This window comes from Streptomyces sp. NPDC088810, from assembly GCF_044750305.1.
Taxonomy (GTDB): Bacteria; Actinomycetota; Actinomycetes; order Streptomycetales; family Streptomycetaceae; genus Streptomyces.
Map to the genome: position 1 here is coordinate 290,448 of NZ_JBIVJQ010000001.1, position 20,241 is coordinate 310,688.

General features: G+C 70.7%; 20 protein-coding genes. 10 read left to right on the top strand and 10 right to left on the bottom strand.

The features are described from left to right. Positions 1 to 130 precede the first annotated feature (130 nt). Entirely contained in the window at positions 131 to 1,420 is a 1,290-nt protein-coding gene (locus ACIP4Y_RS01310) for a citrate synthase (RefSeq protein WP_358638423.1), read from the top strand. Positions 1,421 to 2,182: 762 nt separating this feature from the next. Here ACIP4Y_RS01310 and ACIP4Y_RS01315 read toward each other — a convergent pair. Beyond that, positions 2,183 to 4,447, bottom strand: a complete 2,265-nt coding sequence (locus ACIP4Y_RS01315) for a heavy metal translocating P-type ATPase (RefSeq protein WP_401386223.1) — start codon at positions 4,445 to 4,447, stop codon at positions 2,183 to 2,185. 86 nt (positions 4,448 to 4,533) lie between these two features. Beyond that, positions 4,534 to 4,773, bottom strand: a complete 240-nt coding sequence (locus ACIP4Y_RS01320) for a heavy-metal-associated domain-containing protein (RefSeq protein ID WP_358638426.1) — start codon at positions 4,771 to 4,773, stop codon at positions 4,534 to 4,536. A 236-nt stretch (positions 4,774 to 5,009) separates the two neighbouring features. Between ACIP4Y_RS01320 and ACIP4Y_RS01325 the strand changes: the two genes are divergently transcribed. Continuing rightward, complete coding sequence (locus tag ACIP4Y_RS01325) at positions 5,010 to 5,759, top strand: chaplin (RefSeq protein WP_401386227.1); 750 nt, start codon at positions 5,010 to 5,012, stop codon at positions 5,757 to 5,759. A 633-nt stretch (positions 5,760 to 6,392) separates the two neighbouring features. On the opposite strand, the gene ACIP4Y_RS01330 is transcribed toward ACIP4Y_RS01325, so the two are convergent. Beyond that, positions 6,393 to 6,668, bottom strand: coding sequence for a hypothetical protein (locus tag ACIP4Y_RS01330; RefSeq protein WP_358638430.1), 276 nt, complete (start codon positions 6,666 to 6,668; stop codon positions 6,393 to 6,395). A gap of 74 nt (positions 6,669 to 6,742) precedes the next feature. Continuing rightward, the gene (locus ACIP4Y_RS01335; RefSeq protein ID WP_401386231.1) at positions 6,743 to 7,516 is read right to left on the bottom strand and encodes a hypothetical protein; all 774 of its coding nucleotides are present in this window, start codon (positions 7,514 to 7,516) and stop codon (positions 6,743 to 6,745) included. A 454-nt stretch (positions 7,517 to 7,970) separates the two neighbouring features. Here ACIP4Y_RS01335 and ACIP4Y_RS01340 point away from each other — a divergent pair, with 454 nt between their 5' ends. The 3 genes from ACIP4Y_RS01340 to ACIP4Y_RS01350 all read left to right on the top strand — a co-directional run bounded on the left by ACIP4Y_RS01340 (position 7,971) and on the right by ACIP4Y_RS01350 (position 9,358). After that, positions 7,971 to 8,456, top strand: coding sequence for a hypothetical protein (locus ACIP4Y_RS01340; RefSeq protein ID WP_401386234.1), 486 nt, complete (start codon positions 7,971 to 7,973; stop codon positions 8,454 to 8,456). 159 nt (positions 8,457 to 8,615) lie between these two features. Continuing rightward, positions 8,616 to 8,906: a hypothetical protein gene (locus tag ACIP4Y_RS01345; protein WP_358638436.1), complete on the top strand. Its 291-nt coding sequence runs from the start codon at positions 8,616 to 8,618 to the stop codon at positions 8,904 to 8,906. A 167-nt stretch (positions 8,907 to 9,073) separates the two neighbouring features. Beyond that, positions 9,074 to 9,358, top strand: a complete 285-nt coding sequence (locus ACIP4Y_RS01350) for a hypothetical protein (protein WP_401386237.1) — start codon at positions 9,074 to 9,076, stop codon at positions 9,356 to 9,358. Positions 9,359 to 9,505: 147 nt separating this feature from the next. On the opposite strand, the gene ACIP4Y_RS01355 is transcribed toward ACIP4Y_RS01350, so the two are convergent. The 5 genes from ACIP4Y_RS01355 to ACIP4Y_RS01375 all read right to left on the bottom strand — a co-directional run bounded on the left by ACIP4Y_RS01355 (position 9,506) and on the right by ACIP4Y_RS01375 (position 13,045). Further along, on the bottom strand, positions 9,506 to 9,850 hold the full coding sequence (locus tag ACIP4Y_RS01355; RefSeq protein ID WP_401386240.1) for a hypothetical protein: 345 nt from the start codon (positions 9,848 to 9,850) through the stop codon (positions 9,506 to 9,508). Between the two features lie 320 nt (positions 9,851 to 10,170). Next, positions 10,171 to 10,455, bottom strand: a complete 285-nt coding sequence (locus ACIP4Y_RS01360) for a hypothetical protein (RefSeq protein WP_401386243.1) — start codon at positions 10,453 to 10,455, stop codon at positions 10,171 to 10,173. 166 nt (positions 10,456 to 10,621) lie between these two features. Next, positions 10,622 to 10,963 carry a hypothetical protein gene (locus tag ACIP4Y_RS01365; protein ID WP_401386246.1) on the bottom strand — a complete coding sequence of 114 codons (342 nt, stop codon included), beginning with the start codon at positions 10,961 to 10,963 and terminating at the stop codon, positions 10,622 to 10,624. 174 nt (positions 10,964 to 11,137) lie between these two features. Then, positions 11,138 to 11,380, bottom strand: coding sequence for a hypothetical protein (locus tag ACIP4Y_RS01370; RefSeq protein ID WP_358638444.1), 243 nt, complete (start codon positions 11,378 to 11,380; stop codon positions 11,138 to 11,140). A gap of 252 nt (positions 11,381 to 11,632) precedes the next feature. After that, positions 11,633 to 13,045 (bottom strand): condensation domain-containing protein, encoded by a 1,413-nt coding sequence (locus tag ACIP4Y_RS01375; protein WP_401386251.1) that lies wholly within the window; start codon positions 13,043 to 13,045, stop codon positions 11,633 to 11,635. Positions 13,046 to 13,333: 288 nt separating this feature from the next. Here ACIP4Y_RS01375 and ACIP4Y_RS01380 point away from each other — a divergent pair, with 288 nt between their 5' ends. Continuing rightward, the gene (locus tag ACIP4Y_RS01380) at positions 13,334 to 14,377 is read left to right on the top strand and encodes a zinc-dependent alcohol dehydrogenase family protein (RefSeq protein WP_401386254.1); all 1,044 of its coding nucleotides are present in this window, start codon (positions 13,334 to 13,336) and stop codon (positions 14,375 to 14,377) included. Positions 14,378 to 14,419: 42 nt separating this feature from the next. Here the strand turns inward: ACIP4Y_RS01380 and ACIP4Y_RS01385 are convergent, their stop codons facing one another. Continuing rightward, positions 14,420 to 14,620 (bottom strand): AlpA family transcriptional regulator, encoded by a 201-nt coding sequence (locus tag ACIP4Y_RS01385; RefSeq protein ID WP_208032352.1) that lies wholly within the window; start codon positions 14,618 to 14,620, stop codon positions 14,420 to 14,422. A gap of 348 nt (positions 14,621 to 14,968) precedes the next feature. On the opposite strand from ACIP4Y_RS01385, the gene iolC reads away from it, so the two are divergent. The 4 genes from iolC (at position 14,969) to iolD (ending at position 20,232) form a co-directional block, all read left to right on the top strand. Further along, complete coding sequence (gene iolC, locus ACIP4Y_RS01390) at positions 14,969 to 15,919, top strand: 5-dehydro-2-deoxygluconokinase (RefSeq protein ID WP_401386258.1); 951 nt, start codon at positions 14,969 to 14,971, stop codon at positions 15,917 to 15,919. Between the two features lie 731 nt (positions 15,920 to 16,650). Beyond that, entirely contained in the window at positions 16,651 to 17,511 is an 861-nt protein-coding gene (locus ACIP4Y_RS01395; protein ID WP_401388604.1) for a deoxyribose-phosphate aldolase, read from the top strand. 7 nt (positions 17,512 to 17,518) lie between these two features. After that, positions 17,519 to 18,358, top strand: coding sequence for a 5-deoxy-glucuronate isomerase (gene iolB / locus ACIP4Y_RS01400; protein ID WP_401386261.1), 840 nt, complete (start codon positions 17,519 to 17,521; stop codon positions 18,356 to 18,358). Next, positions 18,355 to 20,232, top strand: a complete 1,878-nt coding sequence (iolD, locus tag ACIP4Y_RS01405; protein WP_401386264.1) for a 3D-(3,5/4)-trihydroxycyclohexane-1,2-dione acylhydrolase (decyclizing) — start codon at positions 18,355 to 18,357, stop codon at positions 20,230 to 20,232. Before iolB ends, iolD begins: the two co-directional genes overlap by 4 nt. Positions 20,233 to 20,241 lie beyond the last annotated feature (9 nt).

Sequence of the window (20,241 nt, forward strand, 5' to 3'; positions counted from 1 at the left end):
GGTTGGCGGCACTGAGTGCCGCCAATAGGCCCAATGGTCGACCCCGAGTGCACTCTCCTGAGCCAAATGGGGGATGGTAGAGACAGTCAGGGCACCTCGAAGATGAGGCACTACGTCGGTGAGGGAAGACGTGAGCGACAACTCTGTAGTACTGCGGTACGGCGACGGCGAGTACACCTACCCGGTGGTCGGCAGCACCGTCGGCGACAAGGGCTTCGACATCGGGAAGCTCCGCGCCCAGACCGGTCTGGTGACCCTGGACAGTGGGTACGGCAACACGGCCGCCTATAAATCCGCGATCACCTACCTCGACGGCGAGGCGGGCATCCTCCGCTACCGCGGCTACCCCATCGAGCAGCTGGCCGAACGTTCCACCTTCCTCGAGGTGGCGTACCTGCTGATCAACGGCGAGCTGCCGACCGTCGACGAGCTCTCCACGTTCAAGAACGACGTCACGCGGCACACCCTGCTGCACGAGGACGTCAAGAACTTCTACAAGGGCTTCCCGCGTGACGCCCACCCGATGGCCATGCTGTCCTCGGTCGTCTCGGCGCTGTCCACCTTCTACCAGGACAGCCACAACCCCTTCGACGAGAAGCAGCGCGACCTTTCCACGATCCGGCTGCTCGCGAAGCTTCCGACGATCGCCGCGTACGCGTACAAGAAGTCGATCGGCCACCCGTTCGTCTACCCGCGCAACGACCTCGGTTACGTCGAGAACTTCCTGCGCATGACCTTCTCCGTGCCGGCCGACGAGTACGAGCTGGACCCGGTCGTCGTCGCCGCGCTGGACAAGCTGCTGATCCTGCACGCCGACCACGAGCAGAACTGTTCGACCTCCACGGTCCGTCTGGTCGGCTCCTCGCAGGCCAACATGTTCGCCTCGATCTCGGCCGGCATCAACGCGCTGTGGGGCCCGCTGCACGGCGGTGCCAACCAGTCCGTGCTGGAGATGCTGGAGGGCATCCGCGACTCCGGTTCCGACGTCGACACCTTCATCCGCAAGGTGAAGAACAAGGAGGACGGTGTCCGGCTGATGGGCTTCGGCCACCGGGTCTACAAGAACTTCGACCCGCGCGCCAAGATCATCAAGGCCGCCGCGCACGATGTGCTCTCCGCGCTGGGCAAGGAGGACGAGCTCCTCGACATCGCCCTGAAGCTGGAGGAGCACGCGCTGTCCGACGACTACTTCGTCGAGCGCAAGCTGTACCCGAACGTCGACTTCTACACCGGCCTGATCTACCGCGCCATGGGCTTCCCGACCGAGATGTTCACGGTCCTCTTCGCCCTCGGCCGGCTCCCGGGCTGGATCGCCCAGTGGACCGAGATGATCAAGGAGCCCGGCTCCCGCATCGGCCGCCCGCGCCAGATCTACACGGGCGTGGAGCTGCGCGACTTCGTGCCGGTCGAGGAGCGCTGACACCTGCCGGTGAGGGGACGCGCCACCCGGATGGCGTCCCGGCGCTGGGAGTACGTCGTCTCCGGCCTCCGGTGCGCCGGCCCGCGCGGCTCGGGCGTCTGGACGGCCGGGGGGTCCGGGGGTTGTCCACCCGGGTTGGCATGGTCACGGGCGTCGTGCGGCGCGACTTCGTGCCGGAGCGCCGCGTGTGTTTCGGATGGGTGCCTGGGGTGCGGTGCGCTCCAGGTGCCTGACTGTCTCGTCGTAGCCGCACAGCGCGACGAGGCGTAGCGGTGCAGGAAAAGTAGAAGGCGCCCTGAGACGCCGGTCCCCCCACGGGCCGACGTCCAGGGCGCCTTCCCATGTCCCGGTGCGGATTCCCCCCACGGGATCCGGCCGGGCGCTCGGAGAGGACAGCGCCTGAATCGCTGTCGGTTGAGCACAACGAGCAAAACTCGCCGCACTCCAGTGATGCGGTGCGATCTGCCGGGACAACGCACGCTGGGAGGGCCGCTCAAAGCTTCCCGGTGTACGTGCCCCGGCAACGCATCTCTGAGGAAGTCCCCCAAGACATCCCCAGATGCCAGTCAGCGCCCCCCAAGACGCTGGTCTGACATCGCCAACTTAGACCTTCGAACCCCTTCGATGGTTACGTTCGCATCACTGTGATCTGCGTCTCTTGCATATGTCCCTTAGGTGCGCAAGAGCCCCGATACGCCGATCGGGACTCAAGCGTAAGGATGATGCGCGAGCCTTGTGAAGAGCTTATGTGAGGCGCGCGCTTCACCGGAAGGCCCGCAGCCGCAGACTGTTGGTGACCACGAACACCGAGGAGAAGGCCATGGCCGCCCCCGCGATCATTGGGTTGAGCAGCCCCGCGGCGGCCAGCGGCAGCGCCGCGACGTTGTAGCCGAAGGCCCACACCAGGTTGCCCTTGATGGTGGCCAGCGTCCGACGGGACAGCCGGATCGCGTCCGCGGCCACCCGCAGGTCCCCCCGCACGAGCGTCAGGTCACCGGCCTCGATCGCCGCGTCCGTGCCCGTGCCCATGGCCAGGCCCAGGTCCGCGGTGGCGAGCGCGGCGGCGTCGTTCACGCCGTCGCCGACCATCGCCACCGACCGCCCCTCGCGCTGCAGCCGTCGTACGACGTCCACCTTGTCCTCGGGCAGCACCTCGGCGAACACGTGCGCCGCGTCGATGCCGACCTGCCGGGCGACCGCCTCGGCGACGGTCCGGTTGTCCCCGGTGAGCAGCACCGGGGTGAGCCCCAGCGCACGCAGCTCGCGGACCGCCTCGGCGCTGGTCTCCTTGACCGCGTCGGCGACGGCGAGGACCCCGCGGGCCCGCCCGTCCCAGCCGGCCACGACGGCCGTACGGCCCTCCTGCTCGGCCTCGTGGGCCGCGCGCGCCACCTCCTGCGGCAACTCCTCGTACAGGCGGCCCACGGCCACCTCACGGCCGTCCACGCGCCCGCGTACGCCCCGCCCGGGCACGTTCTGGAAGTGCTCGACGGCCGGCAGCGCCCCGGCGCGTTCCTCGGCGCCGGCGGCGATCGCGCGGGCCACGGGGTGCTCGGAGGCGTGCTCCAGGGCGCCCGCGAGCCGCAGCAGCTCCTTCTCGTCCTCGCCCTCGGCGACGTACACCGCCTGCAGGCTCATCCGGCCGGTGGTGACCGTGCCGGTCTTGTCGAGGACGACCGTGTCCACGCGGCGCGTGGACTCCAGCACCTCGGGGCCCTTGAGTAGGATGCCGAGCTGGGCGCCGCGCCCGGTGCCGACCATCAGCGCGGTCGGCGTGGCGAGGCCCAGCGCGCACGGGCAGGCGATGATCAGCACGGCGACGGCGGCCGTGAACGCGGCGGCCGTGTCGCCGGTGACCCCCAGCCAGACGCCGAAGGTGCCGAGCGCGATGAGGATGACGACGGGCACGAAGACGGCGGAGATCCGGTCGGCGAGCCGCTGCACCTCGGCCTTGCCGTTCTGTGCGTCCTCCACCAGCCTCGCCATCCGGGCGAGCTGGGTGTCCGCGCCGACCCGGGCGGCCTCGACGACCAGCCGGCCGCCCGCGTTGACCGTGGCGCCGGTGACCCGGTCGCCGGGGCCGACGTCCACCGGCACCGACTCGCCGGTCAGCATGGACGCGTCCACCGCGGAGAGGCCCTCCACGACGGTGCCGTCGGTGGCGATCTTCTCGCCGGGCCGTACGACGAACCGGTCGCCGACGGCCAGGGACGTCACCGGGACCCGCACCTCGCGGCCGGCCCGCAGCACCGCCACGTCCTTGGCGCCCAGCTCCATCAGGGCCCTCAGGGCGGCACCCGCGCGGCGCTTGGAGCGGGCCTCCAGGTAGCGGCCGAGCAGGATCAGCGCGACGACGCCGGCGGCCACCTCCAGGTAGATGGTGGAGGCACCGTCCATGCGGGAGACGGTGAGGCGGAACTCGTCGTGCATGCCCGGCATGCCCGCGTCGCCGAGGAACAGCGCCCACAGCGACCAGCCGAATGCGGCGAGTGTGCCGACCGAGACGAGGGTGTCCATGGTGGCGGCGCCGTGCCGCAGGTTGGTCCAGGCGGCCCGGTGGAAGGGCCATCCGCCCCAGACGACGACCGGCGCGGCGAGGGTGAGGGAGAGCCACTGCCAGCTGTCGAACTGGAGCGCCGGGATCATCGCGAGCAGCACCACGGGCGCGGCGAGGAGCGCGGAGACGAGCAGGCGGTGCCGGAGGGCGCCGAGTTCGGTGTCGCGTTCGGTGTCGCGTTCGGGAGTGTCCGGCGCGGTCTCGGGCGCGGGCTCCGGCGGCGGGGGCTCCTCGGCGGTGTAGCCGGTCCTCTCCACGGTGGCGATCAGGTCGGCGACCTGGATGCTCGGGGCGTAGGTGACCCTGGCCTTCTCGGTGGCGTAGTTGACGGTGGCGCTGACGCCGTCCATCCGGTTGAGCTTCTTCTCGACGCGGGCGGCGCAGGAGGCGCAGGTCATGCCGCCGATGAGCAGCTCGACCTCGGCGGTCGCGTCCGTGGCGGCGGCTGTCTCTGCGGTGGTGCTGGTCATGTCCGGACTCCAGACATCGGACCGGGCCGTACGGAGCCAGTATGAGCTGGTCGGTACGGCCCGGTCAGGGAAACGGAGGGTCTTCCTCAGGCCTGGCCGGCCAGCTCGAAGCCGGCCTCGTCGACGGCGGCGCGCACGGCCTCCTCGTCCAGCGGGGCCGTGGAGACGACGGTCACCTCGCCGGTCGACGCGACGGCCTTGACCGAGCTGACGCCCGGGAGCTGGGAGATCTCGCCGGAGACGGCGCCCTCGCAGTGGCCACAGCTCATGCCGGTCACCTTGTAGACGGTGGTGACGGAGCCCGGGGTGTCGGTGTGGGCGGTCATGTCGTTACTCCTCGTCGAGGCGTTCGGGGCCAGTGGGGTCCCTGGGGAGATCCCACGCTTCCGCATTTTATACCCCCTGGGGGTATGGCGCCAGTGCGAAACCCTCTGCGCGCCGCGAGGGCAGGTTCCCGCCCGGAGCAACTGGAGGGCGGTACGCCATAACTCCGGATGGGGCACGTCCGTTTTATGTGGGTGCGGGTGAGTGCCCGCGATGATGTCAGGAAGGCAGGAAACCTATGAGACGGACTACCCGAAACGGTGTGTTCGCCGTCGCCGCCGCGTCCGGCGCGATGGCCGTGGCGTTCCCGGTGTCCGCCGCCTTCGCGGCCGACGGGGCCGTTGCCGACGGTACGGCGGCCGGCTCGCCCGGGGTGCTCTCCGGAAATACCGTCCAGGTCCCGGTGCACGTGCCGGTGAACATCTGCGGCAACACCGTCGACGTAGTGGGGCTGCTCAATCCGGCCATGGGCAACACCTGTGTGAACGGCGGCGCGGCGAAGACCGTCGGTGCCGGGAAGAACGGCACGGTGAAGGTCGACGGTGCCGGGGCCGGCGGCGCGGCGAAAGCCGACAGCGCGGACCACAGCGGCGGATCGGTCACGTCCGGTGTGGCGTCGGCTCACGGCGGCACCGCGGACTCGCCCGGGCTGCTGTCGGGCAACAATCTCCAACTCCCGGTCGACCTGCCGGTGAACGTCTCCGGGAACAGTGTCAACGTGGTCGGTGTGGGCAACCCGGTCTTCGGCAACCACTCCGTCAACGAATCCGGCGGCCACCCGATCCAGCGCCCGCACTCCGCGGTCCCGAGGCCCCGGGCCCCCAAGCCTCCGGCTTCCGCCCGGTCCCACCTCGCCCCGCGCCCCGTGGCGTCCTCGCTCGCCCACACCGGAGCGGACCTCACGGCCCCGGCCCTTGCGGGCAGTGCCGCTCTCATCCTCACGGGTGGGATCCTGTACCGCCGCTTCAGTGGGGGCCACGTCCGCTGAGGGCCCCGTCCCTGGGGCGTGCCCCGGTTCGGACCAGTGCTGCGGGCCCACCGTGCCCCCTCCTGGACCCGCAGTGCTGAACCGGCGGCGTGCCGTCCCCGGGGCGAATGCCCGCCTCACCGTCGGGCGCCGTCCCGGTCCGGGAACCCGAGGGCCGCGTGCGCCCACGTGGCCCTCGAGGAGCCTCCGCTGTCCCACTGGCACCCAGGGGACGGGACGGCTGTGGCAGCGCTTCTTTCCGTCACGGCGCTGCGACGGCCTCACCGGCCGACGAGGTGCGCCGTGTAGGTGCGGGACAACCAGGCCGACGGGCGGCTTGTCCTCGCCCGAGGCTCAACGCCCCGATGGCGGCGTGACCGCTTGAGAGGAGGAGGAACGGGCGCGTGACTCCAGGTGCGCAGTGTCGTTGAAGGGGTGCGTTCCCTTCGGTCCGGGCCCCGGGAGTCATGTGCAGAACTCCCGGGGCCCGCGACACGTCCCAACCGATCCGGGTGCCGGCCGTACACCGGTCCGGCCGACGACATCGTGTCGTGGGAAAGGGCACGCAGAGACCGGGAGGCCACGCCACACGCGATGGCATTGACGTGGTCTCGGAGTGATCTGTGCGTGCCCGAACCGAGGGTGGCGAGGCCGTCAGAGCGCCTGGTTGTTGCAGCCCATGTCCGAACCGAGGTGGTTCTGCTGCGCGCCGGGGTTGCCTTCACCGTTCAGCAGGTTGCCCGCCAGGCCGGTGAGCGCACCGATGCTGCCGATCACCTCGATGTTCATGTCGTGCGAGCGGCACTCGACGCCCTGCGTGATGTCGAGGTCGTGGCCCGGCTCACCGTGTGCGAAGGCGGTGTTGCCGCCGAAGGAGCCGACACTGCCGAGGATGGCGCCCACGAGGACCACCTTGTGAAACTTGCCCACTGCTACTCCGTTGGTTGAGGGGACGCGATCTGCACGAGATCGCGTCGCGGTTTCGGATGATTTCGGTGAGGCCGTCAGCCGAGCCGGGGAAGTCCCAGCTGGCCGACGGGTGGCGCCGCGATCTGCCCAAGGCCGACCGGTGCCAGTTCCGGCACGCTCCCCGGCGTGACCTGCGGGTTGAGGAGCGGGTTGACCTGCGGGTTGACCTGAGGGTTCACCTGCGGGGCGACAAACATCGGGGGCTCCGGGCCGAATGCCTGGGGCACCGCCACCTGGGGGGCGACCTGCGGCATGACCTGCGGCATGACCTGCGGCACAACCTGCGGCTGCTGCGCCGGCTGCGGGGGAGCGGCTTGGACCGGCTGCGCCGGAGCAGCTTGCTGCGGGTACGGCGTGGTGGAGGCCTGTGCCGTTCCCAGCGATGTGGCCGAGGCCGCGGCGTAACCGGTCTGCTGCTGCGGGGGTGGCTGGGCCGGCTGGTACGCGGGTGCCGGGGGTGCGGCCTGGTAGGCGGGTGCCTGGTACGCAGGTGCCGGTGCGGCTTGGTACACGGGTGCCGGTGGGGCCTGGTACGCGGGGGCCGGTGCGGCTTGGTACGCGGGGGCCGGTGCGGCTTGGTACGCGGGGGCCGGTGCGGCCTGGTACGCAGGTGCCGGTGCGGCCTGGTACACGGGGGCCGGTGCGGCCTGGTACGCGGGTGCCTGCTGGGGAGCCGGATACTCGGGAGCCGGCGCCGGAGTTGGACTGCCGGGTGCGACGAGCGTGTCGGCATGGCTGACGCCGACGCCGATGGCGGACAGACCGCTGGCCGCTGCTACAACGAGCGCGGCCCTGTGAAGCTTGCGCATGAAACCCTCGGCCCTTCGATACCTGAAACATTGCATTCAGCGCGGTCACGCGTGCGGCGGGTGCGGTCATCGCACTGCACGGTCAGCAGGGGTAGTGCTGAGTAGCCCGCGGACTTCGCGTCGGAGCCGACAGCGAATTCCCTCATTCCTCTACGGGTTGACGGCCGCTGCCCCTCTCCCCGTTGGAACGACGACTCCTCGCTGTGGTCACGGTCCCGGGGAGCCGTCACCCGTTTGCCGTGTGAGGGCCGGCTTTGCGTCCCACGCGCCTTTGGGTCAAATGGGTGACCCCCATCAGGCGCCCGTATCTGAGTCCGTTCCCGCATCGTTCCTCAGAAGCCAGGCGCGATGCTCCATCGCCGCCGCTGAGGGCAGCAAGAAAAGCGACAACCGGGCTGCCGCATCAGCATTTCAACAGGTTCCGTGTACAGGTCAATGAAGGGCCGAGGATTCCATGCGCAAGCTTCAGCAAGTCGCGCTCGTCGTTGCAGCAGCCGGTGGTCTGACAGCCGTCGGCGCCGGCCCCAGCTCCGCCGTCACCCCCGCCGCCCACAACGGGGCTGCTCCGCCTCCCGTTTCCCAGCCGGACGCCCAGGCCGCCGCGGCCACCTCATCCCAGGCGACCGCTCAGACGTACGGCTCACCGGCCCCGCGGCAGGCGGCCCCGCAACGGGGCACCGAAATCGCCCCGCAGATCAACCCGCAGCTGAACCCGCAGATCAGCCCGCAAGTCACCCCGCAGGCCCCGCAGTCGCAACAGGGCGCCCCGGTACACCAGAACAACCTGTTCCGTCCGTACCAGGAGTGCAGCCCGCAGACGTTGCTCGACGCGAACATCCCGGTCGCTCTGCTCGCGGCGTCCGAGACACACGGCGTCGAGTGCACCCAGGCCAACAGTCAGGCGAACTCCCTCGCCAGCGCCACCGGCATGCTCCAGTAGCCACCGAGCGCACCGGATACGGCTTTTCGGGTCATTGCTGGTGAGTGCTCATGAAATCGGCGCGCCGTTGTCCGTTTTGGGATACTTCGTATTAGTCTTCCGTAACTGAGACGAGTCGATCACTCACAGATCGCACTCACTGAGATCATCGGAGATGACATGCGCAAGCTTCGCAACGTTGCCGTCCTGGTCGCCGCGCTCGGCACCATCGGACTCGTGAGCGGCACGGCCCACGCGGGCCAGGGCGACGGCAAGGGCGGTGACCACGGCGACAAGTTCAGCATCACGCAGAGCTCGCACTGCAAGTCGCACGACCTGAACCTCGACGTCCTCGGTGAGGTCGGCATCCTCAACGGCCTGCTGGGCAACGCGCTCAACGGCGAGGGCAACCCGGGCGCCCAGGCCACCGACATCGGCTCGACGATGGGCTGCAACAACAGCGCCCTCTAAGGGTCTTGCGCGGCGCGACCGGCGCCGGATGATCAATGGTCCCGGCATCCGGGCTTCGGGCAGGGTGCCGGGACCAATCTGCATGCACCGGTAGGCCCTCCGGGGCCACGAACGCACGAACATCGATCCTCACCGATCGCATACACCCTCACTTCATCGGAGATGACATGCACAAGCTCCGCATGGCTGCCGTCCTCGTCGCCGCGTTCAGCAGCGTCGGGCTCCTGGGTGCCGGCGCTGCCCACGCCGGCCAGGGGGGCAAGGGCGGCGACGCATTCGACGTCAAGCAGAAGAGCACCTGTACGTCGCACGACCTGAACGCCGACGTCCTGGGCGAGGTCGGTATCCTCAACGGCCTGGGCGGCAACCTGCTGAACGGCGAAGGCAACCCGGGGGCCCAGGCCACCGACATCGGCTCGACCATGGGCTGCAACAACAGCTTCGGCGGTTAGTAGAGCCGAAGTAGAGCCGAAATCCTTTCCCGGTACCCCGGCCATCGGCCGGGGTACCGGGCATTTGTGTGCGGCCGGCAGGCATACTTCCGCGAAAACGAAATGCCGGACCGGGAAGGATCCCGGTCCGGCATTCGCCGGCGAACTTCAGAACTCGATGTGCGGCTTCTTGAAGCCCTTGGGCAGCTCCGCCCTGTTGGAGCAGTCCACCACCTCTCCGACGCTGGCGGACCCACTGCCCGCCAGTTGGTCCTCCGGGAACACCACGCGCGGCCGGTCGGCCAACGAGCAGTCCTGCTCCTGCTTGAGGGTGTGTGTGCCGTCCTTGTCGATCCGGGTCTCGCTCTTGCGGACGCACACGGTGCCCCCTTGTGCCGTCGTCTTGCAGTCACCCGGGTTCGTGTCCGCGTACGCGTGTCCGGCCCCGACGCAGATCAGGGCGAAACCGCCGACGAGCCCCGATACAGTGGCGATCTTCTGCAGTGTGGACATGTGTTGCTCTCCTTTACGACGGAGGCCCAGGCGCCTGTGCCATCAACCGGCGTGCGCCCGGGCCCGAGAAGGTCGGAACAGATCATCTGCGCCTGAGCGCGCGGCGAGGCGAGCGCCAGGCGGGACGACGGCAGCCCGGACGCGGGCCGTTGGAGCCGCGCGTCCGGGCTGACTTCGCCATGGGGTCACTCGGCACACCGTCGAACGGGTCGAGCCGGTGTGGGACCGGGACGTCGAGTTCGTGCGATGTGCATCAGGCTTCCGAAGAAGGTCGATGCGCCCGTTGCCGTGGCGCCGAGGGGATGGGCCCCGTTACGTCTTTACTCGCCCTCGCCCTCGTGCTCACCCTCGTGCTCACCCTCGTGCTCGCCGTAACCCTGCTCGGGTCCCGGGTAACCCTGCTCCTCCGGCTTGGCCTCGTGCTTGTCCTGCGGCTGCACGTAGTAACCGCCACCGACGGCCACGGCGTTCGCCGACGAGTTGGCCACGGCGGTGACCTCCGGAGCCGAGTCGTCGCCGCCGTAGGCGAAGCCGACCCCGGCACCGAGGGTGGACAGCCCCATGACCGCCGCCGCTACGACTGCAGCACGCTGAAACTTACGCATGTTTGACCCTTTCTGACCCAGGCACGATGCCCGGCTTGACTACTCGTAGTGAGCTTATACTTACGGCGAGTAGCAATTGAGGATCTACACTCCACATGTCGCGTCGGTCCCTCTTATGCCGTACCGGCATCGCGCGGCACAGGCCGGAAAGCTCCGGCCCGCGCGTCTAACTCCACAGACCGGGCGACTCCGGCCGCTCGTTGGTCTCCTCGGGCACTCCCCTTGTCTCAGGGGAGCAGGTCACCTCGGGTCCGACCCGCACCCGGCCGTTGCCCAGGGCGGCGGGCACGGTCACCGGCTGCACCCTCTGACAGTTCTCCTGGTGGGGGAGGACGCCGTCTTCGGGGATGTGGCCTGTGATCCGCTGTGTGCAGGTGAGGCTGCCCAGCAGGTCGCGGGTGCAGGTCCCCGGGTCCACTCCGGCGTACGCCTGAGTGACGCCGGCGCAGGTCAGGACGAGGCCGCCGAGCAGTCCCGAGGCGGCCACGATCTTCTTCATGCTGAACATGTGATGCGTTTTCCCTCTGTGAGAGTGCCCGGGTGGCCGGGCATCGTGCGCCCCGGTCACCGGCCGCGCCGGGCTCTGTCTTCGACGCTCGGGCGACCGGCCGGGGAGCGGGGCCCTGCCGAGTTGACCTCGCAGGGTTCCGCGCGAGCGTCGCGCACGATGACGCCGTCGAACTCAGCCGGTGAAAGCGTTGTTGTACTGGCCGCAGGTGGTGTCCATGGTGTCGGCCAGACCGAGCACGGCGACCGGGATGTCGTTCTCGGACACCGTCTGCGGGCTGCACTCCTGGTAGGGGCGGTAGAGGTCGTTGACCTGCAGCCCTCCGTCGGAGGTGCCGGCGATGGCGGTGCCGGCGCCGATGGCCGTCAGGCCGCCGGCCGCCACTGCTGCGATCACGACCTGCTGAAGCTTGCGCATGGAACCCTCGGTTCTTTGCTTGTTCGTTGAGGCTGGTTGCCTATTGTGACCGGCCCGATACTAGCAGTAACGAGCGAGTGGTTCCGTGCTCGACGTCTGTGTCATGAGGGGCAAGGGTCCGGGAAGTCGAGCGCCCGCCAAATGCCGCGACAGGGGCGGGAGTTCGCCCGGTGCCGGGCGTCGTGGCGCATGGGGTCGTGCGGGCCGAGTGCGGCGCGTGCTCCAACACGGGTGAGCCGGGGGACGGTTGGGTCAGGGAAGCACCGGCTCCGCGACCCGGAGGTCATCGCGTGCCGATGCGGAGGCGATCAGGTCCCGCAGTCCCTCGACGTACCGCCGTACGTTCTTATAGGCGACGTCGGTGTCCGGGTAACGGCAGGCGAGCCACAGTCCTTCGTGCAGCCGGTTGACCCAGACGCACACCTGGTCGCCGTACGACACCCGGATCAGCCCGTACGCCTTCTTCTCGCTCCAGCGGGCCGAGCCGACAGTGAGGCGGGCATCCACATACGAGACGATCGAGTACAGGTCGGGCGAGGTCGGGCGGAAGTCCGCGCCGAGCAGGCGCAGTACGCGGGCCAGCGGGATGCGCGCAAGCGAGCGGTTCGCCCGCAGCTCGGCGCGGACGGCGGTGAGCGCGTCGTCGAAGTCCCGCGTCGCGGGCACCTCGATCGGTGCGCCGCCGACGTACCAGCCCACGGAGTCCGACCAGGCGGGCTTCAGCCGGGTGTGGAACGGGACGACCGTGCGGTAGTACGGGTGCCCGCCGAGCTCGTGGACGATGATGCTGGTCGCGGCCAGGAGGCCCACCAGGCTGCCGCCATGGGGCCGGCAGCGCTCCTCGAAGGCGGCGGCCGCGTCCGCGTCGAGGAGCGGCTCGCACATCAGCTTCTGGGCGGGCAGGGGGCTGCCGGGTTGCAGACCGAGGTCGACGGGGAACGCGGGAAGCCTTCCGTCGCACCGGCCGATGAACTCCCGCCAGCGCGCGACGATCGCGTGCGTGTCGTCGATCCCGTCCGCGTCCACCCGCTCCTGTTCGCAGAAGTCCACGTAACTTCCCGCAGGCGTACCGACGGTGGGCCGTCCCGTGACGCCCGCCGTGTACAGTTCGTGGATCTCTTCCGGGATGCGCTGGAGGGAGTAGGCGTCGACATTGGTGTGGTCGAAGACCGCGTACACGCTGGTGGAGTCGTCGCGGACGACGGCCGCGTAGATGAGGTTCGGCCAGCCGAGCGCGTCCGCCGCCACATCGAACCGATCCTGCATGTACCGGACCAGCGACTTCGCGTCCGCGAAGTCGCCGATCACCTCGCGGTGCAGCGACACGTCCTTCTCGGCGAGCGTGAACCGGTGCAGTTCGTCGCCGGCCCAACGGAAGCCGCTGCGCAGCGTCTCGTGACGCACCGTCCAGCGGCGCAACGCCTGTTCCAGTGCGTCGAGGTCGGCTCGGCCCGGAAGGTCGAACGCCGTGCCCAGCCACGTCGGTACGAACAGTCCGTCTGCGCGTACCGACCGTGCCGTCCTGACGTGTGACTCCTGGATGTACGCCGGCGGCCGCGGGTCCGCCGGCAGTGCTGACGCGGCTGTGATGGTCGCCGGGCTGAACGTCCACTCCACGAGCCGTCCGGGCCGGACCTCGCAGCGCTGAATGTCAGAAATTCGCACAGGGGCGTCTCCTTCGCAGAAGACACCAGCTTGATCAAGGGGGAGCCGTGTGCGAGCGGTGGTCGCTGTGTCGTCGGCTTTTCATCGGGATGTGTGACGCCTCGAACGGCGAAGCGAACTGTCCTCCTGACGCCAAACGGGCGTTGTGCCAACGGTGTTCGCCGCCGGAAACGTGGTGCACGACCGCAGTCATACGAACTGGTCGTTCTCACGGCGGCATTGAGCGGGGGTGACCGCGAACCGTCGTCGTGGCCCTAGCCTTCGCACAGTTTCCCGAAAGGAGCATGCATGCGAGCCGTGGTCTTCGAGCGATACGGCGACCTCGCCGAGGTACGGGACGTGCCCGACCCCCACCCGGCCCCCCACGGCGTGATCGTCCGTGTCGAGGCCACCGGTCTCTGCCGCAGCGACTGGCACGGCTGGATGGGACACGACCCGGACATCACGCTGCCGCACGTGCCGGGGCACGAACTCGCCGGGGTGGTGGAGGCGGTGGGTGCGCGGGTGACCGGCTGGCGGCCCGGCGACCGGGTCACCGTGCCGTTCGTGTGCGCCTGCGGCACCTGCCCGTCCTGCATGGCGGGCGACCAGCAGGTGTGCGAGCGGCAGACCCAGCCCGGCTTCCACCACTGGGGCTCCTTCGCCGAGTACGTCGCGCTCGACCACGCCGACGTCAATCTCGTCGCGCTCCCGGACGACATGGCGTACAGCACCGCCGCCGCGCTCGGCTGCCGCTTCGCGACCGCGTTCCGTGCCGTGGTGCAGCAGGGCCGGGTGGCGGCCGGGGAGTGGGTCGCGGTGCACGGCTGCGGCGGGGTCGGCCTGTCGGCGGTGATGATCGCGGCGGCCTCGGGGGCCCGGGTGGTCGCGGTCGACGTCTCGCCCGGGGCCCTGGAGCTGGCACGGGAGTTCGGCGCCGCCGCGTGCCTGGACGCGTCCGGCGTGTCCGATCCGGCCGCCGCCGTCCGCGAACTGACCGGCGGCGGTGCCCACCTCTCCCTCGACGCCCTCGGCTCGCCCGCCACCTGCGCGGCCTCGGTGAACGGCCTGCGCCGCCGCGGCCGGCACGTCCAGGTCGGCCTGCTGCCCTCGGCCGACGGCACCACGCCGGTCCCGCTCGCCCGCGCGATCGCCCTGGAGCTGGAACTCCTCGGCAGCCACGGCATGGCCGCGCACACCTACCCCGGCATGCTGCACCTGGTCCGCTCCGGCGTCCTGCGCCCGGACCTCCTGGTGACCCGGACGATCACGCTCGACGCTGCCCCGGCGGCTCTCGCCGCGATGGACACGGCGCCGGGCGCGGGCGTCACGGTCATCGAACCCCGGAGCTGACGGCCTGCCCCCCCGGCCGGCCGCCGGCTCCGGCGGCAGGGGTCAGTCGTCTCCGCGGCCGCGGTTGCGGGGGCGGGAGGCGACCCAGGCGCGGACCGTGTCGGCGTACCAGTAGGGCTTGCCCCCCTCGACGTGGTCGGGCGGGGGCAGCAGCCCGTGCTTGCGATAGGACCGTACGGTGTCCGGCTGCACCCGGATGTGCGCCGCGATCTCCTTGTACGACCAGAGCCTTCGGTCGGTCATGCGTTGCACCTCCCCGCGCGCACCACGGCGGCGACCGGGAAAGGCCGCCGGGGGGACCGGGCGCTGCGCTGGCGATCACCAAGCCTGTGCCCCGTTGAACGACGCAGAGTGACCAGCCGGGAACGCCTGTTGACCGGGTGTGACCCAAGGCCCGCGCAGACGGGACATGTGTGACAGGAAGGGGGTATTTGTGACGCAGCGACTACAGAGTGCATCGATGCGGGGCGCCGGGCGGGTGCACCCCGCCAGACCCCCGGAGGGAACTGGTCCGAATGTCTGGACAAAACATTGACAGGGCGAGGCGAGCGGGACTAGAAAGCCGGGGAGAGCCGTGACGAAGGGAAGCCGATGGCCTACGACCTGATCACCATGGGGCGGATCGGAGTGGACCTCTACCCGCTGCAGACCGGTGTCCCGCTCGCCCAGGTGTCGTCTTTCGGCAAGTTCCTCGGCGGGTCGGCGACGAACGTCGCGGTCGCCGCCGCCCGGCTCGGCCGGGACACCGCCGTGATCACCCGCACCGGCGACGACCCGTTCGGCACCTACCTCCACCAGGCACTGCGCGGCTTCGGCGTCGACGACCGCTGGGTCAGCCCCGTCCCCGGCCTGCCCACCCCGGTCACCTTCTGCGAGGTCTTCCCGCCGGACGACTTCCCGCTCTACTTCTACCGGCAGCCCAAGGCCCCCGACCTGGAGATCGACGCCCACGAGCTGGACCTCGACGCCATCGGCGAGGCCCGGATCTTCTGGGTCACCGGGACCGGCCTGAGCGAGGAGCCCAGCCGTACGGCGACCCTGGCGGCCCTCGCCCACCGCGCCAAGGCCGGCACCACCGTCTTCGACCTCGACTGGCGCCCCATGTTCTGGTCGGACCCCGGTGCCGCCCGCCCCTTCTACGCCGAGGCCCTGCGCCACACCACCGTCGCCGTCGGCAACCTGGACGAGGTCGAGGTCGCCACCGGCGTACGCGAACCGCATGCCGCCGCCCGCGCCCTGCTGGACGCCGGGGTCGAACTGGCCGTCGTCAAGCAGGGACCCAAGGGGGTCCTCGCCGTCAACCGGGAGGGCGAGTCCGCCGAGGTCCCGCCGCTGCCCGTCACCGTCCTCAACGGACTCGGCGCCGGCGACGCCTTCGGCGGCTCCCTCTGCCACGGTCTGCTGGCCGGCTGGGACCTGGAGACGATCATGCGGCACGCCAACGCGGCCGGCGCCATCGTCGCCTCCCGCCTGGAGTGCTCCTCCGCGATGCCGACCCCGGACGAGGTCGCCGCCGCGCTCGAGGCCGGAGCGGTGCTGTGAGGGCCGGCCGGGTCGCGGGCACGCGACACGAGGGCGGTTCCGGCGCGGGCACACCCCGCGAGAACACCGCAGCCGCGGCGGACGTGCCCCGGGAGGACGGCGCCGCCGGCGAGGGCGCTGCGGTCTCGCTCCCGGATGCTGCGACGGACGTGCCCCCGGAGGGTGCCGCTGCCGGTGAGGGTGCTGTGGTCTCCGGCTCGGATGCTGCGACGGATGTGCCCCCGGAGAGTGCCGCCGCCGGCAAGGGTGCTGTGGTCTCCGGCTCGGATGCTGCGACGGACGTGCCCCAGGAGGGTGCCGCCGCCGGCAAGGGTGCTGCGGTCTCGCGCTCGGATGTCGTGGCGGACGCGCCCCGAGGAGGTGGCGTCACCGGGGCCCGTGAAGGCACCGCTGCCTCCAGCCCTGACGCCGCGGCGGACGTGCCCCAGGAGGGTGCCGCCGCCGGTGAGGGCGCTGCGGTCTCGCTCCCGGATGTCGTGGCGGACGCGCCCCGAGGAGGTGACGTCGCCGGGGCCCGTGAGGGCACCGCTGCCTCGAGCCCTGACGCCGCGGCGGTTGTGCCCCAGGAGGGTGCCGCCGCCGGTGAGGGCGCTGCGGCGGACGTGGCCCGAGAAGGTGGTGCCACCGCTGCCCGCGAGGGCATCTCGCGCCCGGGCGTCACCGCGACCGCCCCCCGCCGAGGCGCCGCAGGCACCCGCGCGCCCCGCGTCGACGTCGCCGAACTCGTCCGTATCCGCACCCGCCACCCCGAGGCGATCGCCGAGGCCGCCGCCCGCCGGGCCCGACGGCCCCTGCTGAACGAGAGCGGCCGGCTGATGATCGTCGCCGCCGACCACCCGGCCCGCGGCGCACTCGGCGTCGGCGACCGCAAGCTCGCCATGGCCAACCGCGCCGGCCTGCTCGAACGCCTCTGCCTCGCGCTGTCCCGGCCCGGTGTCGACGGCGTCCTCGCCACCGCCGACATCCTGGACGACCTGCTCCTGCTCGGCGCCCTGGACCACAAGGTCGTCATGGGCTCCATGAACCGCGGCGGGCTGCAGGGCGCCAGCTTCGAACTGGACGACCGGTTCACCGGCCACCGCCCGGAGGACATCGAGCGCCTCGGTTTCGACGCGGGCAAACTGCTGCTGCGCGTCGACTACGCCGACCCGGGCTCCCTGACCACCCTGGAGTCCACCGCCCGCGCCATCGACGCCATGGCCGCGCGCCGACTGCCGGTGTTCGTGGAGCCGTTCATCAGCCGCCGCACCCCCGAGGGGAGGGTGGCGAACGACCTGTCCGCCGAGGCGGTCACCCGGTCCATCGCCATCGCCTCCGGCCTCGGCGGCTCCTCCGCCTACACCTGGCTGAAGGTGCCGGTCACCGAGAACCCCGACGACATGGCCCGGGTCATGGAGACCTCCACGCTGCCCGCCGTGCTGCTCGGCGGGGACATCGGCGACTCGCCCGAGGACCAGGTCGCCGCCTACGAGAAGTGGCGCGGCGCGCTCCAACTCCCCACCGTGCGCGGTCTGGTGGTCGGCCGCTCGCTGCTGTACCCGGCGGACGGCGATGTGGCCGCCGCCGTGGACACCGCCGTAGGACTGCTGTGAGGGCCGCATGACCAGCACCGATCTGCATCTGCCCAGGGGCGCCACCGCGAACGCCCTGTACGCCGTCGACATCGACCCCAAGGCGGCCGGCTGGACGCACAGCAGCCTGCGTGTCGTGGAGTTGGCGCCCGGTGGCAGCCATACGTTCACCACCGGCGACAGTGAGTGGATCGTGCTTCCACTGGAAGGCGGATGTACCGTACAAATTGAAACTGCGTCAACCGAGCAGGACGAGTTCCAACTCCTGGGCCGGGACAGCGTGTTCAGCGGGGTCTCCGACTTCGCGTACGCGCCCCGGGACGCCCGGGTTCTGATCGCCTCCGGCGCGGGAGGCCGCTTCGCCCTGGCAGGAGCGAAGTGCGAGCGACGACTCCCCGCCCGCTACGGCCCCGCGCCGGAGGTCCCCGTCGAAGAACGCGGCAGCGGCACCTGTGCCCGCCGGGTACGCAACTTCGCCTCCGCCGACTCCTTCGCGTGCGACAAGCTGATCGCCGTAGAGGTGATCACCCCCGGCGGCAACTGGTCCTCGTACCCGCCGCACAAGCACGACGAGCACCGGCCCGGCGAGGAGTCCGAGCTGGAGGAGATCTACTACTTCGAGATCGACGGGCCGAACGGTCTCGGGTACCAGCGCGTGTTCCCCTCGCGCGAGGGCGGCTCGGACGTCCTCGCCGAGGTCCGCTCCGGCGACGCCGTCCTCGTCCCCGACGGCTGGCACGGCCCGTCCATCGCCCAGCCCGGCCATGACATGTACTACCTGAACGTCATGGCGGGCCCCGGCCAGACCAGGGAGTGGCGGATCTGCTTCCACCCCGACCACACCGAGACCACAGGGGGCTACCGATGACGATCCGGCTGACCGTCGCCCAGGCACTGGTCCGTTTCCTCGCCGCCCAGTACACCGAACGCGACGGCGAGCGGCAGCGGCTGATCGGCGCCACCTGGGGCATCTTCGGGCACGGCAACGTCGCGGGCCTCGGCCAGGCGCTGGTCGAGTACGCCGACGTCATGCCGTACCACCAGGGCCGCAACGAGCAGTCCATGGTGCACGCGGCGGTCGGCTACGCCCGCCAGTCGAACCGGCTGTCCACGCACGCGGTGACGACGTCGATCGGCCCCGGCGCGACCAACCTCGTCACCGGCGCCGCCCTCGCGACCATCAACCACCTCCCGGTGCTGCTGCTGCCCGGCGACGTCTTCGCCGCCCGCCCCGCCGACCCGGTCCTGCAGCAGCTGGAGCTGCCGTACGCCGGCGATGTGTCGGTCAACGACACCCTGCGCCCGGTATCCAGGTACTTCGACCGCATCACCCGCCCGGAGGCCCTGATCCCGGGCGCGCTCCAGGCCGTGCGGGTCCTCACCGACCCGGTGGAGACCGGCGCGGTCACGCTCGCCCTGCCGCAGGACGTCCAGGCGGAGGCGTACGACTGGCCGGAGGAGTTCTTCTCGACGCGCGTGTGGACCGTACGGCGGCCGGGCGCGGACCCGGCCGAGCTGGCCGAGGCCGTCCGGGCGATCCGCGAGGCGCGCAGGCCCCTCGTCGTCGCCGGCGGCGGGGTCCACCACAGCCGCGCCGAGGAGGCCCTCGCGGAGTTCGCCGCGGCGACCCGCATCCCGGTCGCCTCCACGCAGGCCGGCAAGGGCTCGCTCCGGTACGACCACCCGCAGGACGTCGGCGGGATCGGCCACACCGGCACCGCGACCGCCGACGAGCTGGCCCGCACCGCGGACCTGGTGATCGGCGTCGGCACCCGCTACACCGACTTCACCACCGCCTCCGGCACCCTCTTCGAGAACCCGGACGTCCGCTTCCTCAACCTCAACATCGCGCCCTTCGACGGCCACAAGCTGGCCGGACTCCCGCTGGTCGCCGACGCCCGCAACGGTCTGGAGGAGCTGACCGAGCGGCTGCAGATGCACGGCCACCGGGTCACCGGCTCCTACGTCACCGAGTACACCGAGGACAAGGAGCGCTGGGAGCAGCGCGTCGACGCCTGCTTCGCGGCCGACGAGATCGACGCACGGCCGACCCAGCCGCAGGTCATCGGCACCCTGGACGCGCTGGTGGACGAGTCGGACATCATCGTCAACGCGGCCGGCTCGCTCCCCGGCGACCTGCACAAGCTGTGGCGGGCGCGGTCGGCGGACCAGTACCACCTGGAGTACGGCTACTCCTGCATGGGCTACGAGATTCCCGCCGCCCTCGGCGTGAAGCTCGCCGCGCCCGAGCGGAACGTGTGGGCGCTGGTCGGGGACGGCACGTATCTGATGATGCCGACGGAGATCGTGACCGCCGTCCAGGAGGGCATCGCGATCAAGATCCTGCTGGTGCAGAACCACGGGTACGCCTCGATCGGCGGGCTCTCGGAGTCGGTGGGCGGCGAACGGTTCGGCACGGCCTACCGCTACACCGCGGAGGACGGCACCTTCACGGGCGCCCCGCTGCCCGTCGACCTCGCCGCCAACGCGGCCAGCCTCGGCATGCGGGTGCTGCGCGCCAAGACCGTACGCGACCTGCGCGCGGCGCTCGCCGACGCGCGGGCCGCCGACACTCCCACATGTGTCTACGTGGAGACCGAAACGTCCGACACTGTGTCGGGCGCGCCTCCGGCGCAGGCCTGGTGGGATGTTCCTGTGGCCGAGACCGCGACCCGACCGTCCGCGGTCAAGGCACGAGAGCTGTACGAACGGCACGTCTCGACCCGACGCCGCCATCTGTAAGAAGGAGTC